23 protein-coding genes are annotated in these 22,539 nt (G+C 63.1%); 9 read left to right on the forward strand and 14 right to left on the reverse strand.

Annotation, left to right across the window (positions count from 1 at the left end):
• Positions 1-38: 38 nt before the first annotated feature.
• Together ACK3R5_RS06795 and ACK3R5_RS06800 are read right to left on the reverse strand one after the other, a co-directional pair.
• Positions 39-323: a hypothetical protein gene (locus tag ACK3R5_RS06795; protein ID WP_411968467.1), complete on the reverse strand. Its 285-nt coding sequence runs from the start codon at positions 321-323 to the stop codon at positions 39-41.
• Positions 324-594: 271 nt separating this feature from the next.
• Positions 595-2,271, reverse strand: a complete 1,677-nt coding sequence (locus tag ACK3R5_RS06800; protein ID WP_411968468.1) for a methylmalonyl-CoA mutase — start codon at positions 2,269-2,271, stop codon at positions 595-597.
• A 170-nt stretch (positions 2,272-2,441) separates the two neighbouring features.
• On the opposite strand from ACK3R5_RS06800, the gene ACK3R5_RS06805 reads away from it, so the two are divergent.
• The 3 genes from ACK3R5_RS06805 (at position 2,442) to ACK3R5_RS06815 (ending at position 4,372) form a co-directional block, all read left to right on the forward strand.
• On the forward strand, positions 2,442-3,110 hold the full coding sequence (locus ACK3R5_RS06805; RefSeq protein ID WP_411968469.1) for an O-methyltransferase: 669 nt from the start codon (positions 2,442-2,444) through the stop codon (positions 3,108-3,110).
• A gap of 162 nt (positions 3,111-3,272) precedes the next feature.
• A complete protein-coding gene (locus ACK3R5_RS06810) occupies positions 3,273-3,650 on the forward strand; it encodes a nascent polypeptide-associated complex protein (RefSeq protein WP_411963305.1) in 378 nt (125 codons plus the stop codon).
• Positions 3,647-4,372 (forward strand): methyltransferase domain-containing protein, encoded by a 726-nt coding sequence (locus ACK3R5_RS06815; RefSeq protein WP_411963306.1) that lies wholly within the window; start codon positions 3,647-3,649, stop codon positions 4,370-4,372. The genes ACK3R5_RS06810 and ACK3R5_RS06815 overlap by 4 nt, the downstream gene beginning before the upstream one ends.
• Positions 4,373-4,402: 30 nt before the next feature.
• Here ACK3R5_RS06815 and ACK3R5_RS06820 read toward each other — a convergent pair whose 3' ends face one another.
• The 3 genes from ACK3R5_RS06820 to ACK3R5_RS06830 form a co-directional block, all read right to left on the reverse strand.
• Entirely contained in the window at positions 4,403-4,978 is a 576-nt protein-coding gene (locus ACK3R5_RS06820; RefSeq protein ID WP_411963307.1) for a DUF6517 family protein, read from the reverse strand.
• A gap of 40 nt (positions 4,979-5,018) precedes the next feature.
• Positions 5,019-5,339, reverse strand: a complete 321-nt coding sequence (locus ACK3R5_RS06825) for a transcription factor S (protein WP_411963308.1) — start codon at positions 5,337-5,339, stop codon at positions 5,019-5,021.
• Positions 5,340-5,481: 142 nt separating this feature from the next.
• On the reverse strand, positions 5,482-5,739 hold the full coding sequence (locus ACK3R5_RS06830) for a hypothetical protein (RefSeq protein ID WP_411963309.1): 258 nt from the start codon (positions 5,737-5,739) through the stop codon (positions 5,482-5,484).
• 159 nt (positions 5,740-5,898) lie between these two features.
• Between ACK3R5_RS06830 and ACK3R5_RS06835 the strand changes: the two genes are divergently transcribed.
• Positions 5,899-7,239, forward strand: coding sequence for a methyl-accepting chemotaxis protein (locus ACK3R5_RS06835; protein WP_411963310.1), 1,341 nt, complete (start codon positions 5,899-5,901; stop codon positions 7,237-7,239).
• A 14-nt stretch (positions 7,240-7,253) separates the two neighbouring features.
• Here the strand turns inward: ACK3R5_RS06835 and ACK3R5_RS06840 are convergent, their stop codons facing one another.
• A complete protein-coding gene (locus tag ACK3R5_RS06840) occupies positions 7,254-8,027 on the reverse strand; it encodes an enoyl-CoA hydratase/isomerase family protein (protein WP_411963311.1) in 774 nt (257 codons plus the stop codon).
• 101 nt (positions 8,028-8,128) lie between these two features.
• Here ACK3R5_RS06840 and ACK3R5_RS06845 point away from each other — a divergent pair, with 101 nt between their 5' ends.
• Complete coding sequence (locus tag ACK3R5_RS06845; RefSeq protein WP_411968470.1) at positions 8,129-8,629, forward strand: DUF5797 family protein; 501 nt, start codon at positions 8,129-8,131, stop codon at positions 8,627-8,629.
• A gap of 264 nt (positions 8,630-8,893) precedes the next feature.
• The gene (locus ACK3R5_RS06850; RefSeq protein ID WP_411968471.1) at positions 8,894-10,099 is read left to right on the forward strand and encodes an MFS transporter; all 1,206 of its coding nucleotides are present in this window, start codon (positions 8,894-8,896) and stop codon (positions 10,097-10,099) included.
• 111 nt (positions 10,100-10,210) lie between these two features.
• On the opposite strand, the gene ACK3R5_RS06855 is transcribed toward ACK3R5_RS06850, so the two are convergent.
• A complete protein-coding gene (locus ACK3R5_RS06855; RefSeq protein ID WP_411968472.1) occupies positions 10,211-11,176 on the reverse strand; it encodes a DUF5787 family protein in 966 nt (321 codons plus the stop codon).
• A 121-nt stretch (positions 11,177-11,297) separates the two neighbouring features.
• Positions 11,298-11,753, reverse strand: a complete 456-nt coding sequence (locus tag ACK3R5_RS06860; RefSeq protein ID WP_411963315.1) for a bis(5'-nucleosyl)-tetraphosphatase — start codon at positions 11,751-11,753, stop codon at positions 11,298-11,300.
• Positions 11,754-11,950: 197 nt separating this feature from the next.
• Between ACK3R5_RS06860 and ACK3R5_RS06865 the strand changes: the two genes are divergently transcribed.
• A complete protein-coding gene (locus tag ACK3R5_RS06865) occupies positions 11,951-12,283 on the forward strand; it encodes a 30S ribosomal protein S10 (protein ID WP_411963316.1) in 333 nt (110 codons plus the stop codon).
• A 101-nt stretch (positions 12,284-12,384) separates the two neighbouring features.
• Here the strand turns inward: ACK3R5_RS06865 and ACK3R5_RS06870 are convergent, their stop codons facing one another.
• Both ACK3R5_RS06870 and ACK3R5_RS06875 read right to left on the reverse strand, forming a co-directional pair.
• Positions 12,385-12,648, reverse strand: a complete 264-nt coding sequence (locus tag ACK3R5_RS06870; protein WP_411963317.1) for a hypothetical protein — start codon at positions 12,646-12,648, stop codon at positions 12,385-12,387.
• Complete coding sequence (locus tag ACK3R5_RS06875) at positions 12,645-14,195, reverse strand: Na+/H+ antiporter NhaC family protein (RefSeq protein ID WP_411963318.1); 1,551 nt, start codon at positions 14,193-14,195, stop codon at positions 12,645-12,647. Before ACK3R5_RS06875 ends, ACK3R5_RS06870 begins: the two co-directional genes overlap by 4 nt.
• A 124-nt stretch (positions 14,196-14,319) precedes the next feature.
• Here ACK3R5_RS06875 and ACK3R5_RS06880 point away from each other — a divergent pair, with 124 nt between their 5' ends.
• Both ACK3R5_RS06880 and ACK3R5_RS06885 read left to right on the forward strand, forming a co-directional pair.
• Positions 14,320-15,603: an amidohydrolase gene (locus tag ACK3R5_RS06880; RefSeq protein WP_411968473.1), complete on the forward strand. Its 1,284-nt coding sequence runs from the start codon at positions 14,320-14,322 to the stop codon at positions 15,601-15,603.
• Between the two features lie 97 nt (positions 15,604-15,700).
• Positions 15,701-16,936: a sensor histidine kinase gene (locus tag ACK3R5_RS06885; RefSeq protein WP_411968474.1), complete on the forward strand. Its 1,236-nt coding sequence runs from the start codon at positions 15,701-15,703 to the stop codon at positions 16,934-16,936.
• Here ACK3R5_RS06885 and ACK3R5_RS06890 read toward each other — a convergent pair.
• The 4 genes from ACK3R5_RS06890 to ACK3R5_RS06905 all read right to left on the reverse strand — a co-directional run bounded on the left by ACK3R5_RS06890 (position 16,911) and on the right by ACK3R5_RS06905 (position 22,480).
• Positions 16,911-18,326: a geranylgeranyl reductase family protein gene (locus ACK3R5_RS06890; protein ID WP_411968475.1), complete on the reverse strand. Its 1,416-nt coding sequence runs from the start codon at positions 18,324-18,326 to the stop codon at positions 16,911-16,913. The genes ACK3R5_RS06885 and ACK3R5_RS06890 overlap by 26 nt on opposite strands.
• Before the next feature lie 172 nt (positions 18,327-18,498).
• Positions 18,499-19,578 carry an ABC transporter permease gene (locus ACK3R5_RS06895; protein WP_411963322.1) on the reverse strand — a complete coding sequence of 360 codons (1,080 nt, stop codon included), beginning with the start codon at positions 19,576-19,578 and terminating at the stop codon, positions 18,499-18,501.
• Positions 19,575-20,906, reverse strand: a complete 1,332-nt coding sequence (locus ACK3R5_RS06900) for an ABC transporter permease (RefSeq protein ID WP_411968476.1) — start codon at positions 20,904-20,906, stop codon at positions 19,575-19,577. Before ACK3R5_RS06900 ends, ACK3R5_RS06895 begins: the two co-directional genes overlap by 4 nt.
• Positions 20,903-22,480 carry an ABC transporter ATP-binding protein gene (locus ACK3R5_RS06905; protein WP_411968477.1) on the reverse strand — a complete coding sequence of 526 codons (1,578 nt, stop codon included), beginning with the start codon at positions 22,478-22,480 and terminating at the stop codon, positions 20,903-20,905. The genes ACK3R5_RS06900 and ACK3R5_RS06905 overlap by 4 nt, the downstream gene beginning before the upstream one ends.
• Positions 22,481-22,539 lie beyond the last annotated feature (59 nt).

The following is a 22,539-nucleotide window of genomic DNA, read 5'->3' on the forward strand; positions in this document are numbered from 1 at the left end:
GGGGTGTCGCCGAAGTCGGAGGGTTGGTGTGCGAGCGTTCACTTGCCAGCGGTTCGGGCGAACGTGACCCGAACCGGAAGGCCGGGGAGGCGGACGTTCACCGAGTCACGCTCGATGCGAGCGACGGCGACGCGAACGACGGCGACGAAACCGACGAGCGCCGTCGCGGCGACGAGCGAGAGCACCGGATGGGTGACGGCGACGAACACGCCGACAGCGAGTACCAGCACGATGGCCTGCGCCGTGAGAGACGCTGCGGGGGAGTGGTGGGCGGGCGGGTAGTCAGAAACGCTACGAGAGTCTCGGGGGTGTCTTCGTGACATGTGTCTTGTGGAGGGAACAATCGAATACGATACCGGGGGCTCTCGAACTGTGAGAAGCCCCACGACGCACCGACCGCACTGCTGCCTATCGATTCGGTGCGAAAACCACACCGAGTTCGACGGCGGCCGGGCGTGTAAACCGTGGGTCAGAATCCATTGAGCGGCATCGTCAATCCTCGTATTCGAGCAGAAGTGGGGAGATATTAAATCTTATTGGACGAGTGAAAGTATTAAATTAGTTACTCGTTGTCACGCGGCTTGTGAACGTCACTCACGCCATTCCAGGGTCGTGTTCACCGAACTCGTCGCGGAGGACGCCACAGATTTCACCGACTGTGGCGTACGTTTTGACCGCATCGACGATTGGTGGGATGAGGTTCTCGTCGGAGTTCGCTGCCGCGCGAACGTCTTCGAGTGCTCTCTCGACGGCCTCCGAGTCGCGTTCTTCTTTGACCGCTTCGAGTGACTCGACCTGTCTCTGCTCGTCTTCTTCGGAGACTTCCTGTACCTCGACGGTCGGTTCTTCGTCGACCTGATACTCGTTGACGCCGACGATGACGCGTTCGCCCTCTTCGACTTCCCGCTGGCGTTCGTAGGCGACGTCCTGAATCTCGCGTTGGACCCACTGGTTCTTGATGGCGTCGAGCATCCCGCCGCGTCCGTCAACGTCGTCCAGAATATCGAACGCCTCGTCTTCGATTTCGTCGGTCAGTGCTTCGACGTAGTAACTGCCGGCGAGTGGGTCGATAGTGTCCGCCGCACCGGACTCGTGGGCGAGAATCTGCTGGGTTCGGAGTGCCGTCCGAACCGACTTCTCCGTCGGCAGCGACAGCGCTTCGTCCTTCCCGTTGGTGTGGAGCGACTGCGTGCCGCCGAGGACTGCCGCCAGCGCCTGATAGGCGACGCGGACGACGTTGTTTTCGACCTGTTGGGCGGTGAGCGTCGACCCACCGGTCTGGGTGTGGAACTTCAGTTGCATCGACTTGGGGTTCTCCGCACCGAAGCGCTCTTCCATAATCTTCGCCCACATGCGGCGGGCGGCGCGGAACTTCGCCACCTCTTCTAAGATGTTGTTGTGGGCGTTGAAGAAGAACGAGAGTTGCGGGGCGAAGTCGTCCACGTCGAGGCCAGCGTCGACTGCGGCCTGTACGTACTCGATGCCGTCGCCGAGCGTGAAGGCGACTTCCTGTGCTGCTGTCGAACCCGCCTCGCGGATGTGGTATCCGGATATCGAGATGGTGTTGAACTTCGGTGTCTCCTGCGCACAGAACTCGAAGATATCGGTGATGAGACGCATCGACTCCTCGGGCGGGTAGATGTAGAGGTTGCGTGCGACGTACTCTTTGAGGATGTCGTTCTGGATGGTCCCGCGGAGTTGCTCTCGGGAGACACCCTGTTTGTCACCGAGTGCGACGTACATCGCGAGCAGAACAGATGCGGGGGCGTTGATTGTCATCGACGTCGAGACGTCTCCGAGGTCGATGCCGTCGAACACCGTCTCCATGTCGTGGAGGCTGTCGATGGCGACGCCCGACTTGCCGACTTCACCCGCCGCCATCATGGCGTCGGAGTCGTAGCCCATCTGTGTCGGCAAGTCGAAGGCGAGCGACAGGCCAGACGACCCGTTGTCGATGAGATACCGGAATCGCTCGTTCGTCTCGGCGGCGGTTCCGAATCCGGCGTACTGCCGCATCGTCCACAACCGACCGCGGTGCATCGTCGGGTAGACACCGCGCGTGAACGGTTTCTCACCGGGGAACCCGACGTCGTCTCGGTAGTCGCTGTCCACGTCGGCCGGCGTGTACAATCGCTCGACGACTGGCCCACCCGTGTCCGTCGTGAATTCGTCTTCTCGCTCCCCGAACCGTTCGAGAGTCGGTGAGAGAGTCTCTTCTTCCCACTCGGACTTCGCCTCCCGAATCTGGTCGAGTTCGTCGGGGTCAAACATGGTCGAAGATGAGAGACGGCCCGTCTTAAGCATAGGCGGGATTCGGGTGAGTGGTAGCATTTGCCGAAGGCGGTGCTCCGTCTCGGTAGTCGACCGACGAATCGCCGCGGGGTGCGCCCCCCGTGTCTCGTCGTGTCGACTTTTATCGGTCCTGCGAACACACTCCTCGTATGGATATCCTGACCGACGAGACGCGACGGTTCCTCGCCGCAACGGCCCCCGAACACGACGAGATACAGGCCGAGATGGCGGCGTACGCCGAGCAAAACGGCTTTCCCATCATCGGTCCGGAGGCCGGTGGCGTCCTGCGAATGCTCGCGAACCTCGCGAACGCGAAGCGCCTCTTCGAGTTCGGGTCGGGGTTCGGCTACTCCGCGACGTGGTTCGCGAAGGGGATGGCCGACGACGCCGAACTATTCTTGACCGAACACGACGCCGACGAACTCGACATGGCGCGTGACTTCTTCGAGCGAACGGGTCTGGCAGACAGGACGACGTTCCTCGAAGGGGATGCGCTCGAACTGGTCGAGCAAGTCGATGGCGAGTTCGATTTGGTGTTGTTCGACCACCAGAAACACCGATACGCCGAGGCGTTCGACGTCGTCCGTGACCGAATCGAAGTCGGGGGCGTCGTCGTCGCGGACAACATCATGCGCGGCCCCATCGACTTCGGGCCGCTGGCCGACTGGAGCGAAGGGGCGGCGGAGGCACTCGACGGGACGAACGCGGATACGCGTGGTATCGCTGCGTATCTCGACGCGGTTCGCGCCGACCCGCGGTACGAGACCATCGTCCTCCCCGTCGGGAACGGTATCGCCGTCAGTTCCCGCGTCGAGTGAAGACACGGCGTTTTCAACCCACCGAGGCGGGAGCCATCCGCCGAGGGGAGCGACGCCCACGAGACGCCCTGAACAACCGCAGACACTGACACCGACCGGACAAAATCGACGCGACGCGGCGTGTTCGCCACGCTTTTGAAACCTGACCCCGACCCTTCGGGTATGTTTGGAGGAGGCGGGATGAACCCGCGGAAGATGAAGCAGATGATGAAGCAGATGGGTATCGACGTCACCGAGCTCGACGCCGAGGAAGTCGTCATCAAGACGGCCGACGAAGAGCTCGTCTTCACCGACGCGCAGGTCACGCGCATGGACGCGCAGGGTCAGGAGACCTACCAAATCGTCGGCGAACCCGAGACGCGCGCACTCGGTGCCGGTGACGACGGCGACGACGACGCTGCCGACGAGGCAGCAGGCGAAATCCCGGCAGACGACGTCGCCATCGTCGCACAGCGCGCCGGTGTCCCCGAAGACGAGGCACGCGAAGCGCTGGAGGCCGAAGACGGCGACCTCGCCGCGGCCATCGCACGACTGGAGTGATACTCCTCGTTCACGGCGACCGAGAGTATCTCCGCGCACCGGGTGACGAGTTACACACGGACCTCGGGATGCTGACGGTCCCCGAGGACGTCGAAGCAGGCCAGACGCTGGAGACGCACATCGGTGAGGAGTTCCTCGTCCGCGAACCACGTGGACCGGACCTCTTCAACCACTTCGAGCGAACCGGCGCGCCGATGATGCCGCGCGATATCGGTCTCATCGTCGGCCACACCGGAATCGCCGCAGGCGAACGCGTCCTCGACGCGGGCACTGGAACGGGCGTCCTCTCGGCGTATCTCGGCCGCCTCGACGTCGAGGTGACGACGTTCGAACGAGACGCAGAGTTCGCCGACGTCGCCCGAGAGAACATGCGACTCGCGGGCGTCGAAGAGACGGTGGACGTCCGAACCGGCGACATCACCGACGAACTCGACGAACTGCGTGGCGGCGAGTTCGACGTCCTCACGCTCGACACTGAGAACGCCCCCGAAGTCGTCCGGGACGCACCGGACCTCCTCGTGACGGGTGGATACGTCGCCGTCTACTCACCGTTCGTCGAAGGGACACGTGCGACTGTCGAAGCAGCACGCGACGCCGGCCTCTCGGACATCGAGACGTTCGAGACGATTCAGCGCCACATGGACTTCGGTGACCGTGGGTCGCGCCCCTCGACGGCAGGCGTCGGGCACACGGGCTATCTCGTCTTCGCCCGCAACGAATAACCGACGCGAGGGTAGCGAGGTACTGACACCTCACTCTATCCGTCGAATCACGCGGAACAACTCTTCTCTGAATCGCTCCGGGTCGAGTGCCTCACGAAGCGCGTCGGCCATCTCGCCGTCTCCGTCGAGGACTTCCTTGGGGTACGCGCCACCGAGGAGCAGATACTCGCCGTCGTGAGGAGTGACAGAGAGATACGCGTCTGCCGCGAGTCGAACGCCGGCGAAGGTGACTTTCGTATCGTAGTGAGCGACTTCTGCTTCACCGTCAGGGACCGCGAGCGAGCGCGTCCAGTTTTTGTGGATGTCGGAAAAGCCGCGTTCGGCGAGTTGGTCTTCGAACCCCGAGGTGGCACCGTTCACGACGAGTCGAGTGAGTGCCTTCGACGGCGGGGTCCGCGGTCGGATTTCGAGGCGAGTCGCAAAGAGGAATCGCCACGGACCCTCGGCAGTCGCGGGGACTCGCTCTCGAATCGTCTGGTCCTCGTAGATGACAGTCCGCGCGACGACGTGAATGAACCCGAGTTCGAACGGTTTGTCGGTCGATTCGTCGACGCGGACCCACCCGTCGAGAGATGGTAGCGTCGGCGGGGGTGGCACGTTGGCCATAGCACCTACTACGGCCGGAAAGGGGAAAAGTACGAACCGCTCAGTGGTCGTCTTCGCGCCACTTGTGGTCACACTCGACGCAGGTGAAAAAGCGCGTCTCGGACTCGTCGGCGGAGCGAATCTGCTTCATCTCGTAGCGCGCGACGCCGTGGCCACAACTCGGACAGATGGCCTTCGTCGTCGGGCCAATCTCGCCTGCGTCGACGTCAGACATATCGACGACTTCGCTCGACTCTTGACCCTCGGTGGTGACCATCGTCTTTTCTTTCTCGCTGTCGCGGGCTTTCTCGTGACCGTTCGAACAGACCCAGACGCCGTCCTGCGGTGTCATGAGGGACCCGCATTCGTCGCAGAACTCCATGATAGTACGTCCAACCGCTTGAGGCACTTAAGCATCCGGATTGTGTCGTTCCAAAAAGGGATTCTGCCGCGAGCACAGACTCAGGGGTCCGTCGGGTTGTTCGAGCGTCGCCACAGACTGTTCGGGCATCGCCGCAGACTGCTCAGGCGTCGCCGTCTGACTGCCCCGGTTCACCGAGTGCTTCGATTGGGAGTGCGTTGTTCAGTTCGTAGAACAGCTCCCGTGAGTCGGCGAACTCGTCTGTGAAACACGTCCGAATGACGCCACCAAGGTCGGTTTTCCCGTCGGCGAGCAGGAGTGTCACCCCGTCGAACGCCCGTGCGGCGTCCCGTCGAGTCGTCGGATAGGAGATGTCTTCGAGGAGGGTTTCGACGCGACTCAACTTGATTGAATCCTGCATGATTATTCATTATACATGTGAGTACTTAGCGCTTGTAGGATACGCGCTAACACGGGTGGGAACAGTGTGCCTTCGATAGGCCGACGTTCGAGGCGCCAATATCGTTCGTGATAGACGGCGTCAAGGATTTATTGCACACGTTTTCGTGGCCCCACGTGCATGCAGGCATACGAGAAACGAGCGGGTCTGGGCTGGGAACCTGACGATTCGTTGGACGAAGTGGAACGGCTGGAGACGGAACGTGATTTCTGGAAGGGGCTCTTCGAACAGGTTGTCGAAGAACTCCCCGAACCGACGTTCGTCGTCAACGATGAGGGGTATCTCACCCACATCAACGAGCGCACGTTCGAAGAGTACGGACTCGACGAGTCGGACGTCGGAAAGCGCGGCATCGACGCGTTCGGAACCGAAGGGAAAGACGAGATTCTCGCGGAGACAATCGCTCGAACTGACGAGGTCATCCGCGAGGACAACTACCGTCGCGTGCCAGCGGTCGACGGACATCTTTGGAATCGGTCGATGGGACTGCCGTTACACGCACCCGACGGTACCGTCGTCGGTGCGCTCGAACTCACCACCATCACCACCGACGTCGTCGAGAAGAACAAACAGATGAACGCCGCCCAAGAGAAAGTCTCCGAAGAGGTTTCGTCCGCGGTCGAGGAGGCGATGTCGTCTGCGGACGCGGTTTCCGACAGTGTCGGCGCGGCCCAAGCAATCGCGAGTGAGCAAGCGGAGGCGATGGAAGAAGTCTCCGGCGAAGTCGGGTCGCTGTCGGCCACTGTCGAAGAGATTGCGGCGAGTGCCGACGAAATCAACCAGCAGAGTACCGACGCACAGCGACTCGCAGAGGAGTCACGCGAAGACGGAGAAGTCGCCGCCGACGCGATGAGTCGCGTGGCCGAAGGTGGAGAACAGGTCGCCGAGCGGACACACGAACTCGCGGCACACATCGAAGAAATCGGCGACATCATCGAAGTCATCAACGACATCGCCGACCAGACGAATATCCTCGCGCTCAACGCCAACATCGAAGCGGCCCGTGCGGGTGAGGCCGGGTCCGGGTTCGCCGTCGTCGCAGACGAGGTGAAATCACTCGCCAACGAGGTCCAAGCAGAGTCCGAACACATCGAGGAGATTATCAGCGAGACTCGCAACGACGCCACCGAGACAGTCGCTGGCATCGAATCGCTCACCGAAGACGTCCGTGACGGTGCAGCGCGTATCGACGCGCTCATCGAAAATCAAGCCGAGATTACCGCGAAGATTCGCGAAGCGGCGACCGGAATGGACGACATCGCCAACGCGACGGACGACCAGGCGGTTCGGACCGAAGAGGTGGCGAGCATGGTCGAAAACGCGTACAAACAATCGGCAGAGGTACAAGAAGAGACGGCCGCTGCCGTCGATGCGAACGAGACGCAGATGCGAGTCGTCGCAGAAATTTCGGAGTCGGTGCACGAACTCGAAGCGTCGATGGACGCTCTCGAAGAACTCTGAGCGGACCGCGTTCGTTACTCGAACTCGGGGTCGCGTTTGTCGAGGAACGCGTCCATCCCCTCTTTCTGGTCGTGCGTGCCGAACAGACCGCTCCAGACGCGCGCTTCGAAGTCGAGCGCAGCGTCACGGGGCGCGTCGTGCGACATGTTGATGGCGGCTTTCGCCGCGGCGAGGGCGTGTCGAGGCTTCGCGGCGAGTTCTGCGGCCACTTCTTCGACGTGCGAGTCGAGTTGGTCGTGGGCGACGACTTCGCCGACGATGCCGTACTCGTGGGCGTCGCTCGCGTCGACGCGCTCGCCGAAGAAGATGAGACGCCGCGCGAGTTCGTCGCCGACGAGGGCGGGCAGGCGGATGCTTCCACCCCATCCCGGCATGATACCCAAGTCGATTTCGGTCTGCCCGAGGAGGGCCCGTTCGGAGGCGATGCGGAGGTCACACGCGAGTGCGAACTCCATCCCGCCACCGAAAGCGTACCCGTTGATTGCGGCGATAGTCGGTGCCGGGAACTCTTCGAGTCGATTGGCGATTCGGTGGCCCTGCTCGGCGTACTTCTGTGCGGCGGGCGTCCCGATGTCCTTCATGTAACTGATGTCGGCACCCGCGATGAACGCCTTCTCACCGGCCCCAGTGAGGACGAGCACCCGGGCACCCTCGTCCGCTGCTTCGTCGAGGGCCTCTTCGAGCGCGTCGAGCGTGTCCGTGTTGAGGGCGTTCATTCGGTCCGGCCGGTCGATAGTGATGGTCGCGACGTCGCCGTCCCAGTCGAGTCGGAGTGTCTCCCAGCTCATGGCTGTGCCGACGGGAGGTGGAGGGATAATAATTAACGATTTCGACGGTTTGCTGAAGATTCCAGAACAACGTTATACTCCCACCGTCGAATGACCCGCATATGACGCTCTCCGACGAGGCGAAAGAACGGCTTGCCGACATCGTCCGCCTCCAACCGACGAAGAACAAAGAGTTGCAGGACAGATGGGAACTCGAGAGCGGTAGCGAAGTCCACCGATATCTCGAATCCGAACTGAAGGACTACTACTACCGCGACGACAACAGTCTCATCCGGGCGACGACGGAAGCTGCCGAACTCGTCGGTGTGGAACCGGGCGTCGAAAGCGACGGCGAAGAAGAGTCCATCCCGAGCGTCATTCGCGTCCCCGAACTCGAAGCACGGGTCTTCGACGTCGTGGCCGGCCCCGACGAACGCTCCGAGAGCGTCGTGAGCGTCCTCAACAAACTCCGCGAAGAGTTCGACGTCGACCCAGACGTGGACGACGTTCGCCGGGCGCTCCAGAGTCTCCGTCGGAAGGGCGTCGTCGAAGTCGTCTATCGGACGGTGCCGACGTTCAAACTCGCCGTCGAGCGTGACGAAGTCGACGTCGAAATCGTCTGATTCTCGCTGTGCTGACTCCGTGGCCCCGTCGCAGTACCGTGCTAGTACAGCGCTCTCTCTTGGGATATTTCTCAGACGACGCAGTCCGACCCGCCAGACACGGGCGCGTTCTGTTGACTGGTCGGTGCGGTGAGGGTCACAAACCACCCCAACGTCCGAGGCGTGTCGCGATACAGTCCGGTTCGGATTGACTCTTCGAAGTTCTGTCTTCGAGTCCAAACAACAACTGGTTTGACAGGGCCCCCAGAATCGAGAACAGAGACTGTGAGCGACAGACCACAACCCGGGGGTTCTCGGACCGAAGCTCTCGGTCTGCTCGTCGGGTTTTTCCTGCTTTCGACGGCGGCCGCAGCCTACGAAATCGGTCCGGCGAGTGTCCTGCCGCTGATTCAAGAGTCGCTCGCCCTCGAAGCGAGTACGGCGGGATGGCTGGTCAGTATCATGTACGCGACTGCAGTCGTCACCAGCATCCCTGCCGGCATCGTCCTCGACCGATATTCGGTTCGGTGGGTGGTCACCGCCGGCACCGTCGCGCTCGTCGTCGCGGGTGTCTGGGGATGGTTCGCGGCCACCGCTGGACTGTACTTCTGGCTGCTGGTCTCGCGCGTCCTCGGCGGCGTCGCCTACGTCATCTTCTGGAACGCGGGTGCGAACGTCGTCGGCAGCGCAGCACCACGTCGATATCGGGCCACCGCAGTCGGCATCTTCACCGCGAGCGCACCGGTCGGGTTCGCACTCGGGCAGTTCGGCAGTCCCCTCGTCGCAACCGTCGCCGGGTGGCCTGCAATCCTCCCGCTGTACGCCGTCTTGGGCGTCGGCGGTGCTGTTATCTTCCTGTTCGCGACTCGTCGCCACGTCCCCGGCGTCGAGACGGCCGCACCCGACCGGACGGCGCTCCGTGCGTTGTTCGTCAACCGGGCTGTCTGGGTCGTCTGTGTGCTCTGCTTTCTCGCCTACTCGCTGTATCTCTTCGTCAACACGTGGCTGCCGAGCTTTCTCGTCGCCGAGTTCGAAATCTCGCTTGCCGCGAGCGGCCTGCTGACGGCGCTGTTCCCGGCGATTGGAGCTGTCGCCCGGTCGAGTAGCGGCGTGGTCTCCGACCGGGTTTTCGGCGGGAAACGTCGCCCCGTCATCCTCTCGTCGTTCGCCGTCGCCACGCCCGCCGTCGTCGCGTTCCCGTTCGTCTCACAGATTGGGCTCGTCGGTGGGTCGGTGGTCGTCGTCGGCTTCGCCATCCAACTCGCTACCGGACTGCTGTTTTCGTACATCGCCGAACTCGTCCCGCCGGCGGTCCGGACGACTGCCGTCTCGCTTTTGACGAGCGTCGGCTTGCTCGGCGCGTTTATCGCACCCATCGCCGCCGGCGCTATCATCGACCAGGCGGGCTATACTCCAGCGTTCCTCGCCGCCGGTGGCGTCGCCTTCCTCGGCGTCCTCCTGGCGATGCGTGCGCCTGAGCCAAACGCGTAGGCCGTCGGCGCGACGTGTAGGTGTCGCCCGGCGTGTATCTGTCGCCCGGTGTGTGGCCGTCACCGAGACGTGTATGCCGCCAGCGAGACGCGTTCACTCACTGCTCGACTCTCACTCGTACACTCGGCGACGAGCACGCTCCCGTCGTGATTCGAGGATTCGTCGCAGTCCCTTCCCCGGCCCACCCTCGATGGGCCATCCCTTCGTTCGCCACGCCGGCGGTTCCGGTTCGAATTCGGCACACGAGTGGGCGCACTCACGCTGACTCTGGTAACACTGCTTGGCCGCACACCGGGGGACGAGTGCCCTCCCTCGCCTGTCGAGTTCGAAGTGTCTGCAGTCCGGACGCATCGTGTCGAGATACGTTCGCCAGCCCCGGTCGTAAGCCCGCTCTGCGAGGACGAGTCGTCGGCGAGCGTCGGCGGGGTCCGGCGTGAGTTTACTCGGGTGCCACAGCACGTCGGCCGAGTCGCCGTCGACGGCGAGGATGCCGACTTCCATCGGCATGTCTTCGAGCAAGGCGGGTTCGACCCGCCTGCCCGTCGCTTCCGTGGCGACCCACACCTCGTCTGCGAGCGCCCGCGACACGTCGTGTTCTAACTGGTCGGCCAGCGCGCGGGCGGCACTCGCGTCGAGATTCGGTTTGTTCTCGATGGCGACGATTCGTTCGACCCAGTCGGGGTAGGGCGCGGTCTGTCTGTACTCGACGCGGTTTCGCGACCCGCGGCGTTTTTCGACCAATCCACGCCCTGCCGCACGGTGGACCGCCGGCACGACGTGTCGCCACGGGAAGTCGGGTTCCGGAATCGCATCGCGGTACCATCGCCACTCGGCGGGGGCGTGACGGACGACGCGCAAGAGGTCGGAGTCGAACCCGTCCGTCGAGAGGGCGTGCCGTGCGGCGAACGCCTCGGGGTCGACTTCGACGACGACGGTGTCCCACCGGCGTTCGCGCGTCCCGAGTTGCCGAGCGACTATCGCCGGGCGTGGGCCGTCGGGATGCCACGCGAGTTCTGCCCACCGACAGACGCGTAGCTCGAAGGCAAATTCCGGGTCGCGGTCGGTGGTGTCGCTCACGACAGGGAGTCAGTCTGCGGGACGGAAGTCGTTTCGGTCCCGGAGAAGCATCTCGGCAGACACCCCGAGCGGCGTCGCTTCTGGGCGTCTCGAACGCGCGAGTCGCGGCGTGCGACCCGCGTTACCGCAGGTACTTGTGTTCGCCTTCGTTCTTCGCCGCGAGTTGGTCGAGGAACTCGTGTGCTCGCTCGAATATCTCGCGCGGACCATCCTGCGTGATGGTGTTTATCGCCTGTTCGTAGTCGCGCCACTGCAGGTCACGGTGTTCCGTCGAGAGCTCTGCAGAGGCCTCGAACGACCGGGCGATAAAGAGGTGAACCGTCTTGTGAATAGTCGTACCGTTCGCTTCGAAGACGTAGCTGTAATCTTCGCGAAAGCCGTCGATGAGACGGAAATCTTCGATTCCCGCCTCCTCTTTGACTTCCCTGATTGCCGTTTGCTGGAGCTCCTCATTCCCCTCGACCCCGCCTTTTGGGAACTCCCAGTCCCCAGGACGGCTCTTCAGGAGTAAATACTCCCTCCGGCCGCGGGTGTCGCGGAAGAGGATGGCACCAGCGCTGACCGCTTCGACTGCCATTACCGGAAATAAACGTGCCACCCTTTAAGAGGGTATCGGAGGATGTACCGTGTCAACAGGGTCGTTCGTGAGGGTCGGACAGACGTGGATGGACGACCCGTGCTGACGCGACGCACTGTCTCTGTGGACTCTGTCACCGAGTTCGTGTAGATGCGCTTTTACCGTCGGAGCGACCAACAAGGTAGTAGTACCCAGCTATGACCTTCGTCACGAAACTAACCTTCCAAAGCGGTGACAAGGCTGTCCTCGACAGAGTCGCCGACGACATCAAGCAGTTCGTCGAGCGAAAGGGCGCCGAGTGCCGCGGCCCCCACGCCGACCAGCCGAAGCGCACCAGCGTTCCGCAGTACCGGACGCTCCAACCGGGCGACGAGTTCTCGTCGTGGAACTACACCGTCTACACGCGACGCATCGAAATCCACGGCGCAGACCACATCGCCCGCGAAGTCGGTCACAAGGAGTTCCCCGACAGCGTCCACGTCGAGATAGAAGTCGAACAGAAGAAACCGCTCGGCCACCGTCGTAACTGACGACGCGGTTCCGACGCAGGTCCTGGCGCGACGACGCCGTCGCTCTCGTTTTCGGTTCTGTCGAAAAATGAAACCAGATAGCGGCGCGTGTTCGCTGCCGCTTAGAGGTCCGTCCCGAGGACGTCGACTACCTCGGCGGTTCCCTCGTGGGTGGTGTCGTCGAACGACGTGACTTTCAGCAGGACTTTCGTCTCGATATCGATGCCCTCTGCCTCACCGATGCGAAGCTTCGAGTCACCGACGCGGACGAGATAGCCGTCTTCGTCGCGGTGGGTCACGTACGCCGTAATCTCTTCGCCCGTCTCGAACGCGGGCGTGGCAGTTCGGAACGTCCACCCGGCGAGGAGTTTTTCGAGTCGGCTCATACGCGACTCACCTCCTCACTGGTGCGGTCAGAGACGTATTCGCGGCCGTACCCGGTCCACGCCGCAAAGAGGAACACGGCGACGAGGAACCACCCGTGGAACACGTAGGGCCAGACGGACGCCGGGTTGACGACCATCTGCTGGGTGAACCACGGCGTCGCTTCGCCACCGACGAGTCCCTGCATGGCACCGAGGCCAGCGAGCAGGCCACCGCCCCACGGGAAGATGTACCCGAGCGCCGAGGTGTTGGCGTCGAGGATGTTGGCGCGGCGGTAGCCGTTGATGTTGAAGCGCTTGCCGAGCGTGGCGATGTAGGGCGCGATAGCGATTTCTGCGGCCGTGTTGATGGTGACCGTCGCGTTGACGAGTGCCGTCCCGAGAACCATCGTCGTCTCGGCGCGACGAACCGTCGTCGCGATACGGTCGATGAGCAGTTCCTGAATCGCGTCGAACCCGCCACCCGCGCGCATGATTTCAGCACCGGCGACGAGCAGGAGCGTCAGGACGATGAGCGGGAAGAAGCCCGCAGCACCGGAGTAGATGCTCCCGCCGACGCCGACTTGTGCGGCCGGCACTGTCTCGACGAACGCGCCGACGACAGGGAGAGAGGCGACTGCTTGCGTCAGCCCGTTCGCTGGCGCACTGAACAGGAGCATGCTCCCGACAGAGACGTCGACGAGGCCCGCGACACCGAGGAGCACGTTGAACACTGCGGCGGCGAACAGTCCCCACGAGATGGCCTCGATGATGTGGCGGCCACGGATAGCGAGGACGATGACGAGCGCGATGTCGAGTAGGTGAACGAGTCCCCACGCCGAGACGCTCGCGTCTACCTGTCCGGAGACGTTGGCGTGCGGCATGCCACCCCAGACGCCGGGGATACCGAATCCGGCGACGAGGTAGGCCACGATTGCGAGCGCCGCCGCGACGACGGCGTATTTCACACGGGACGCGACGACACCACCGATGTCTGCGTCTTGGGTCACCGCAGAGACGATTGTCGTGTCACTGACTGGGGCGAGGTTGTCTCCGAAGACAGCGCCGGAGAGGATTGCGCCGAATAGCAGTACTGGATTCGCACCGAGGAGGAGCCCCGCAGGGAACACGAGGCTCGTGAAGGCAATCGCAGTGCCGTAACCAGTGCCGATGCCCGTCGCGAGCAACGCGGCCAAGAGGAACGTCACGGCCGGGAACAGTCCCGGGCCGACGTTCAGAATGGTCGCGGCCCACACGAGGCCATCGACGAACCCGCCGACTTGAATGGTTTCGGCGAACATACCCGCCCAGAGCCACGCGACGACTGCCGTCGCGGCGACTCGCCGGGTCATACCTGCGAAGATAACGTCCGCGTAGTCCTTCCAGTCTCCCCGGACGAACACCATTCCCACGATGAGTCCTGTCAGCATCCCCGCGACGAGGCCGGTCGTATCGCCTATGCCGAGGATACCGCTCTGGAAAATCGCCCATGCGATGAACAGGGCGATGGGGAGCGCACTGACGAGCCTCCCCCCGCGGAAACTGAGCTCTATATCCGGTTCTTCTGGCATCGTCTGTCTCACTTTCGGACGGGGATAAAAGCTGCACGAATTTCCTCTAACATTTTTTCCAAAAATTGATTTTACTCCATCGTTGTCACGAGCGTTTATCAGGAACCGTGGAGAATCTCGGTGCATGAGCCAAGAGGCGACATTCGAGGACCTCGTTGCGTTCCGTCGTGACCTCCACCGCCACCCGGAACCCGCCTGGCGCGAGTTCTACACCACCGCCCGCATCGTCGACGAACTGGAGACGCGTGACCTCGACGCACTCTACGTCGGCCCCGAGATACTCGACGCAGCGGACAGGATGGCCGTCCCCGACGACGACGAATTGGACGAGTGGGTCGAACGAGCACGGGCGGCGGGTGCCCGTGAAGACGTCCTCGAACGACTCGCCGGCGGGATGACGGGTGCCGTGGCCGTCCTCGAACGGGGCGAGGGGCCCACGGTCGGACTGCGCGTCGACATCGACGCACTCCCAATCACGGAATCTGGCGACGACGACCACCTCCCTGCGGCCGAGGAGTTCCGGTCGGAGAACGAGGGGTACATGCACGCCTGCGGCCACGACGCACACGCGACAATCGGCCTCGGCGTTCTCGACGCAGTCGCCGCCTCGGACTTCGAAGGGACGTTCAAGGTGTTCTTCCAACCGAGCGAAGAGATGATTGCCGGCGGGAAGGCCATGGTGAACGGTGGCCACCTCGACGACGTCGACTACCTCCTCGCCGTGCACGTCGGCCTCGACCACCCGACGGGCGAAGTCGTCTGCGGCGTCGATGGCTTCCTCGCAGTCTCGCACTTCCGTGCGGACTTCAGGGGCGAACCTGCCCACGCAGGTGCCAAGCCAGAGGAAGGCAACAACGCCAACCTCGCCGCCGCCACGGCCATCCAGAACCTCTACGGCATCTCTCGGCACTCCGACGGTGCGACCCGCGTCAACGTCGGCGTGATGGGCGGGGGAACGGCGACGAACATCGTCGCCGAAGAGTCGTTCATCGAAGGTGAGGTGCGGGGCGCGACGACCGAACTCATGGAGTACATGGAAGACCGGGCACACACGGTCATCGAGTCGGCCGCCGCGATGCACGACTGTGAGACCGACATCTCGGTCGAAGGGAGAGCACCGAGCGCCCGAAGCGACGAGATACTTCGAACCATCGTCGGTGCCGTCAGCGAGGGCGTCGACGGCGTCGAGTCCATCCTCGACACCGACGACCTCGGCGGCAGCGAAGACGCGACGTACCTCATGCAACACGTCCAAGACCAGGGTGGCCTCGCCGCCTACGTCGGCGTCGGAACCGACCACCCCGGCGGCCACCACACCGGGACCTTCGACGTGGACGAAGCGACCATCCGCATCGCCATCGACGTTCTCTCGGGGAGTGCTACGCGTATCGCCGCAGAACAGCCCTGAATCGCTTGTCTGGGAGGTCAGCACCGTTTTGACCCGACTCTGGTGTGGTAAGAAACCGCCAGCGGTTATTTGTCCCCCCCGTGCATAGCCGCCAGCGATGGGGCCGCTCCGAAGTGAATCGATAGAGGACGTTGGCCTCCGACCGACCCTCGCCGCACTCGGGGTCATCGTCGGAGTCGCCAGTGTTCAGTTCCTCGTCTTTCCCGGTGCTTCGGGCGTCCCGTGGGCGCATTTCGTCGTCAAACTCTTGCTCGTCCCGATTTCACTCGTCGGAACGATAGCACTCGGCGGACTCCGCGAGTTTCAGAGTATCTGGCGGCCACTCTACGCGGGGACGGTCCTCGTCGGCCTCTACGCGGCAACCGACGCACTCGGCGAACTCGTCGTCCAACCCGAACTCTTCACGCTCGTCTTCGAAGACGGCGCGTTGCTGGTCGGGTCGCTCGCCCTCGTCGTCGGTGCCGTCAGGTGGAACGCCCGACGCGACGCCCACGAAGCCAAACTCCAGCGACAAAACGAGCGTCTCGACCAGTTCGCCTCCGTCGTCAGCCACGACCTGCGGAATCCGCTGAACGTCGCACAGATGCGTCTCGAACTCGCTCGTGAGGGCCACGGATACGAACACCTCTCGACGGTGGCCGACGCCCACGACCGGATGGAGGCGCTCATTCAAGACGTCCTCCAACTCGCGAGAACCGGCGAGACGGTGGGGGAGGCGGAATCGGTCGGACTCGCGAACGTCGCGGCGAACGCGGTGGCCAGCACGGACCTCGACGCTTCGAGCCTCACCGTGGAGTCGGATATGGAACTGGTCGCCGACCCAGAACGACTCACCGCCGTCTTCGAGAACCTCTTTCGGAACGCTGTCGAGCACGGTTCCACGAACAGTCGCACTTCGTCCGACAACGCGGTGGACCACGCCCCGCCGAACAGACAGGCCACGCCTGACGTCTCTGTGGACCGAGAACCACTGAACGGACAGCAACCACGAGGCAACGCTGCCGGAGACGGTGGAACTGAAGCACACACACCGAGGGAGGCTCCCTTCACGCGCGGCGGGTCTGGCGTTCACGTTCGCGTCGGCACACTCGACGACGGATTCTTCGTCGAAGACGACGGCCCGGGTATCCCACCCGAAGAACAGGCACGCATCTTCGAATCCGGATACACCACCGACCCAGAAGGGACCGGCCTCGGACTCGCAATCGTCTCCGGCGTCGCCGACGCTCACGGTTGGTCGGTGTCGGTGACGAACGGCGAGTCCGGTGGTGCGCGATTCGAGTTCCGAAACGTCCTCGACGACGACGTCAGTACTTCGGGTCCGCGCCAGTGAGTTCGTAGATGTCGTCCATGATTCGGTCCCGTTCGTCCTGCCACCCCGCGAGCGCGCTCGGCCGACTCGGGTAGCGCTCGTAGTGGGTCAGCAGTTCGTCGGCGAGTTGCTTCACGCGGTAGAAGTTGAGAATCTGCCGCCAGTGGCCGAAACTCGACGCCGCAGTCTGGAGGAGTAAGAGCGGTCCGAACGAGGTGGTGCCGGAGTAGAGAGCTTCCGCGAGTTTCTCGCCGGGCATCGACGCGATGAGACCCATCAGGTCGTCCACGTCGACGGCCGTCGAGAGGATGTTGTACACGTCGAGGCTGGCGTAGCGGCCTCCGAAGTGGTCCATGACGCGCTGGTTGTAGCGCCAGAGCATCTCCTCGCTCACGTCGCCTTCTTCGAGTGCGATGACTGCCTGTTCGCCCGCGTACGAACCGGCGTAAGCGGCCCCGGCGATACCGCCGCCAGTCGTCGGGTTGACGTGGGCAGCGGCGTCACCGATGGCCATGTATCCGGGGGCCGTCGCAGAGTCGTAGGGGCGGCGGGTCGGCAGCGCAGCACCGAGTTTGTCGACGACTTCTGCACCCTGGAACTCCTCGCGGTTGCGCAGGTCCTCCTTGAGGTCCTCGACCAGTTTCATCGGTTCTTCCGACATCTGGAAGCCAAGCCCGGCGTTGATGGTGGTGTCGGTCCGGGGGAAGTACCAGACGTAGCCCGCCGCAATCTTGGCGGGTTTGAACACGAGGGCGTCGGACCACTCGACGGGGTCCTCCACTTCGACGACTTCGCGGTACGCAGAGGAGAAATGTGAGTAGGAGACGTTAGTGTCGAACGTCGAATCGGAGAAGTCGACTTTGTCCTGGAGGAGCGACAGCGACCCCGCACCGTCGATGACGATGTCGGCGTCGAACTGGACGCGCTCACCCTTGCGCTTGCCTCGGATGCCGGTTGCGGTTCCGTCGTCGTCCTGCAGGACGTCCTGAACGACGGTGTCGTAGTAGAACTCCACGCCCGCTTCGTCTGCGCCTTCGATGATGAGGCGGCCGTACTCCCAGCGGTCGATGACGGCGAGTTCGCCGGGGACGGGGATGTCGAGGATGGTGTCTTCCTGTGGAATCTCGAACCGACCGTGGTCTACCTCGGTGTTCGTGAACGCGGGTTCTATCTTCGACTTCGGAATCGCATCCGGGAAGTCGTTCGCACCCTTCAGGGCGTCACCGCAGGCGATGTGGCCCGCTTCGTCCTCGGTCTTACGCTCGACGATAGCTACGTCGTAGCCCTCGTTCGCGATGGTCGCTGCGGCGTAGCACCCGGAGGTACCCGCGCCGACGACCACTACGTCCACGGAAATCTTCCGTGGGTCAGCCGAGGCTCCCTCGGCGGTATCGTGCTCTTGCGTGGACATGGTATCACCTGCATATCGTGGGCTGAAAACTCTTTACTCCCGCATCGGTTGTTAGTTTATCAACCCACAAACAGGACTCGGCTTTCGAGAACACAGCAAACTGTGGGGAAACGCATTCGAAACCGGTGTTCTCGCAATAATTGCGCGAAGGAGAGAATCCAGGGAGAACGGACTACCGGTTGTCTTCGCCCGTATCGTAGTGCTCGCCCGCCGCCGCCGGGATGCGGGTGCGGCCGACGAACGCGAGGACGACGATGACCATCACGAACGGGATGATGCGGATGAGTTGTCGCGGCAGGCCGATGCCCTGCAGTTGTAAGACCGTCTGCATCGCGTCGAGGCCGGCGAACAACATGGTCGACAAGAACGCGCCGACCGGGTTGTAGTTCCCGAAGAGGTACGCCACGATGGCGATGAACCCCTTCCCGTTGACCATCGTCGGTCCGTTCCCGGTGAACTGGCCCAAGTCGAGCGACAGCGCCGCACCGCCCATGCCGGCGAGGACGCCAGACAGGAGGACGGCGGCGTATCGGATGCGCGAGACGTCGACACCGGCGGTGTCGAGCGCCTTCGGATTCTCACCGCTGGCGCGGACCCACCGACCGAACGTCGTCCGGTTGAGGACGTACCACGACAGCACGACGGCGATGAACATCAGATACACCGTCGGCGACGCGTCGAACAGTGCGCCGAAGAACGGGATATCCGAGAGCACCGGGATGGCGATGGTGCCGGGCGTGTCCACACTCGGGGAGTTCGGCCGCCCGTAGATGACCTGCGAGGCGAACGGTGCGAGTCCGAGCGCGATGAGCCACACGGCGAGGCCGGCGATAATCTGGTCCGCGCGGAACTCGATGACGACGATGGCGAACAGCAGTGCGAGCAGCACGCTCGCCACGACGCCACCGACGAACCCGACCCAGACGCCGCCGGTGATGTCGGTGACGTAGATGGCGGTGAACGCCGAGATGATGAGTAGGCCTTCCAGACCGATGTTGATGACACCCGACTTCTCCGCGAAGATGCCGCCGAGTGCCGCGAGGGCGATGGGAACCGACAGGCGAAGCGCCGCCGAGAGCGTCCCTTCGCTCGTCAGAATGTCGGTGAGCGTTCCGGCAATCGAGTCGGGGAAGACGAGCCCGAAGACGAAGATGGCGAGGAGGCCACCGACTGCGATTGCGATGGCGATTGCTCGCGAAGAGAGGTCTTCGAGGTCGAATCTCGATTCTGTGGTCGTGGTTTCTTCACTCATTCGTCGTCACCTCCTGCGACGCCACCGTTGGACTGGTCGTCCAACGAGGCTCGCGAATCTTCGATTCGCTCACCACCGCCGGATTGACTCTCCGGCGTACTCTCACCTACGGTGAGACCACCGTCGGTGGCGACGGTCGATGGTTTGTCTGGGTCCGGCAGCAAACGCCGGCCGATGAGGCGGAAGAACTCCGGCATCGCGACGAAGAGGATGATGAGTCCCCGCAGGACGCCGACGAGTTGCGGCGGCACGTCCGTCGCGAACTGCACGACTGTCGTCCCACTCTTCAGGACGCCGAAGAGGAGTGCAGCGAATCCGACGCCGAGTGGGTTGTTCCCCGCGAGGATGGAGACGGTGATACCGTCGAATCCGTACGCCGGCACGCCCGACTGGAACTTCCCGAGGACCATCGTCACGTAGAGTGCGCCGGCGACGCCGCCGAGAGCACCCGAGAGACCGAAACTCGACACGATGGTCTTGGCGGCGTCGACACCGCCGTACTCCGCCGCTTCGGGTTGAATCCCGCTCGTCCGCACGTCGTACCCGAACGAGGTGTGTTCGAGGACGTAGTACAGCGCGAACAGCGTGAGCACGCCGAAGAAGAGCGCGTACAGCGAGAAGTCCTGCCTGCTCCCGAAGAGGACGGCCGGGAACTGTGCGTAATCCGGGAGCGGGATGGTCTGATTCGCAGGGCTGTTGGGGTCTTTGAACACGTCGCTGACGAGATACAGCGTCACCCCGCCCGCGATGAAGTTGAGCATGATGGTCGTGATGACTTCGTTCGCCTCGGCGTACGCCTTCAGGAGGCCCGGAATCACACCGTAGAGCCCACCGAAGACGGCACCGACGAGGATGCCGAACGGGACCAACACGAGCGTTCCGACGGTGCCCGAGAGGAACGGCGACGCCCAGAGCGTGCCGAGTGCGGCGGCGAGTCCGCCGACGACCATCTGTCCCTGCGTCCCGATGTTGAAGATGCCCGCGCGGAACGCCATGGCGACGGAGAGGCCCGTGAAGATAAGGAGCGTCGTCTCGCGCATCGCGATGGAGAACTGACCGTCGGGCGACCAGCCACCGCTGAACGGGTCACCGAGTGCACCCAAGAACAGGCGGTCGAACACCAACACCGGGTCGTAACAGAACCCGACGTTGAAGTAGTAGACCGCAGACTGCGCGGTACAGGACGTCATCCGCCCTGCGGCGAGGATGAGCACCGTCCCCACGGCGATTGCGAGGACGAGCGACGCGAGACTGATGAGGATGCGTTCGGTCGCCGATGCGTCGACGAGTCGGCGCAGGACGGACTCCGCCCGGTCACGGGCGCTCACAGACTCTCACCGCCCGTAGCCACGCTGTCTACGTCTGCGACCGAAACGTCGTCGTGCTCGTCGGGGCGTTCTCCGGCCATCAGCAGGCCGAGTTCTTCTTCTGTCGTCTCTGTCGGGTCTACCACGTCGATAATGTCTCCTTCGTACATCACGCCGAGTCTATCGGAGAGCCCCTGTACCTCGTCTAGTTTCGAGGAGACGAGGAGGATAGCGACACCGCGACTCCGGAGTTCGAGGAGTTGTTCGTGGATGAACTCGATAGAGCCAACGTCGACACCGCGCGTCGGGTGCGCGGCGACGACCAGCGACGGGTCGCGTTCGAACTCACGGCCGACGATGAACTTCTGTTGGTTCCCGCCGGAGAGCGACTCGGAAGTCGCCTCTGGGTTCGGTGGTCGCACGTCGTACTTCTCGATGATATCTTCGGCGTGGCCACGCGTCGAGGCCCAGTCGATGCGGCCGTTGGACTCGAACTCGGGGCTGTGTTGACTGCCGAGGATGGCGTTCTCGATAAGGTCGAAGTCCATGACGAGGCCACGTTCTTGCCGGTCTTCGGGGATGTACGCCATCCCGTCTTCGATGCGTTCGCGGCGTGGGCGCTTGGTCACGTCGTCGCCACCGAACTCGATGCGTCCCCGTTTCGGTTTGCGGAGTCCGGTGACCGCGTCGATGAGTTGTGACTGCCCGTTGCCGTCCACGCCGGCGATACCGAACACTTCGCCAGCTTTGACGTCGAACGAGACGTCGTTGACGGCCCGGACACCTCTGTCGTCGTCGACGGCGAGGTTCGACACCGACAACACGGTGTCGCCCGTCTCCGACGGTCGTTTTTCGACGTCGAGGAGGACCTCACGGCCGACCATCAGGTTGGCCAGGTCCTCGCGCGTCGTCTCGCTCGCCTCGACGGTGCCGACGTTCTTCCCGTCTCGGAGGACGGTAATCTCGTCGGCGGCGCGCATCGCCTCGCCGAGTTTGTGCGAGATGAAGATAATCGTCTTTCCCTGTTCGGTCAGTTCTTCTAATACGTCGAAGAGTTCCTCGACTTCCTGCGGTGTCAACACCGCCGTCGGTTCGTCGAGGATGAGTATCTCGGCACCCCGATAGAGTGCCTTCAAAATCTCGACTCGCTGTTGTTCACCCACGGAGATATCCTCGACCCGGGCGTCCGGGTCGACGTCGAACCCGTAGCGTTCCGAAAGCTCTACGACAGCCTCGCGGGCGGCATCTCTGTCGACGGCGAGGTTGCCCCACTTTGTTGGCTCGTTGCCGAGTGTGATGTTCTCGGTGACGGTCATCGGGTCGACCAGCATGAAGTGCTGGTGAATCATCCCGACGCCGGCGTCGATAGCATCACGTGGCGATTCGAACGTTCGTTCCTCGTCGTCGATGACGACACGACCCTCGGTGGGGTGATAGAGGCCATAGAGGACGTTCATCAACGTCGTCTTTCCGGCCCCGTTCTCGCCGAGGAGTGCGTGTACTGTCCCGCGCTCGACGGAGAGGTCCACGTCGTCGTTGGCGATGACGCCGGGGAACCGTTTGGTAATTCCGTCGAGATGGACGGCTGTGGCCATATGTGTGGTTTCCTTGGGTTCGTTGATAAGCGGATAGGTTCGGATTTATGCCGATTCGT

The organism is Haloferax sp. YSSS75, from assembly GCF_046764215.1.
Classification (GTDB): domain Archaea; phylum Halobacteriota; class Halobacteria; order Halobacteriales; family Haloferacaceae; genus Haloferax.

Bases quoted from the DNA above. Each gene is read 5' to 3' on its own strand.
- ACK3R5_RS06795 (WP_411968467.1), bottom strand. From the start codon at position 323: ATGTCACGAAGACACCCCCGAGACTCTCGTAGCGTTTCTGACTACCCG.
- ACK3R5_RS06800 (WP_411968468.1), bottom strand. From the start codon at position 2,271: ATGTTTGACCCCGACGAACTCGACCAGATTCGGGAGGCGAAGTCCGAG.
- ACK3R5_RS06805 (WP_411968469.1), top strand. From the start codon at position 2,442: ATGGATATCCTGACCGACGAGACGCGACGGTTCCTCGCCGCAACGGCC.
- ACK3R5_RS06810 (WP_411963305.1), top strand. From the start codon at position 3,273: ATGTTTGGAGGAGGCGGGATGAACCCGCGGAAGATGAAGCAGATGATG.
- ACK3R5_RS06820 (WP_411963307.1), bottom strand. From the start codon at position 4,978: ATGGCCAACGTGCCACCCCCGCCGACGCTACCATCTCTCGACGGGTGG.
- ACK3R5_RS06825 (WP_411963308.1), bottom strand. From the start codon at position 5,339: ATGGAGTTCTGCGACGAATGCGGGTCCCTCATGACACCGCAGGACGGC.
- ACK3R5_RS06830 (WP_411963309.1), bottom strand. From the start codon at position 5,739: ATGCAGGATTCAATCAAGTTGAGTCGCGTCGAAACCCTCCTCGAAGAC.
- ACK3R5_RS06835 (WP_411963310.1), top strand. From the start codon at position 5,899: ATGCAGGCATACGAGAAACGAGCGGGTCTGGGCTGGGAACCTGACGAT.
- ACK3R5_RS06840 (WP_411963311.1), bottom strand. From the start codon at position 8,027: ATGAGCTGGGAGACACTCCGACTCGACTGGGACGGCGACGTCGCGACC.
- ACK3R5_RS06845 (WP_411968470.1), top strand. From the start codon at position 8,129: ATGACGCTCTCCGACGAGGCGAAAGAACGGCTTGCCGACATCGTCCGC.
- ACK3R5_RS06860 (WP_411963315.1), bottom strand. From the start codon at position 11,753: ATGGCAGTCGAAGCGGTCAGCGCTGGTGCCATCCTCTTCCGCGACACC.
- ACK3R5_RS06865 (WP_411963316.1), top strand. From the start codon at position 11,951: ATGACCTTCGTCACGAAACTAACCTTCCAAAGCGGTGACAAGGCTGTC.
- ACK3R5_RS06870 (WP_411963317.1), bottom strand. From the start codon at position 12,648: ATGAGCCGACTCGAAAAACTCCTCGCCGGGTGGACGTTCCGAACTGCC.
- ACK3R5_RS06875 (WP_411963318.1), bottom strand. From the start codon at position 14,195: ATGCCAGAAGAACCGGATATAGAGCTCAGTTTCCGCGGGGGGAGGCTC.
- ACK3R5_RS06880 (WP_411968473.1), top strand. From the start codon at position 14,320: ATGAGCCAAGAGGCGACATTCGAGGACCTCGTTGCGTTCCGTCGTGAC.
- ACK3R5_RS06885 (WP_411968474.1), top strand. From the start codon at position 15,701: ATGGGGCCGCTCCGAAGTGAATCGATAGAGGACGTTGGCCTCCGACCG.
- ACK3R5_RS06890 (WP_411968475.1), bottom strand. From the start codon at position 18,326: ATGTCCACGCAAGAGCACGATACCGCCGAGGGAGCCTCGGCTGACCCA.
- ACK3R5_RS06895 (WP_411963322.1), bottom strand. From the start codon at position 19,578: ATGAGTGAAGAAACCACGACCACAGAATCGAGATTCGACCTCGAAGAC.
- ACK3R5_RS06905 (WP_411968477.1), bottom strand. From the start codon at position 22,480: ATGGCCACAGCCGTCCATCTCGACGGAATTACCAAACGGTTCCCCGGC.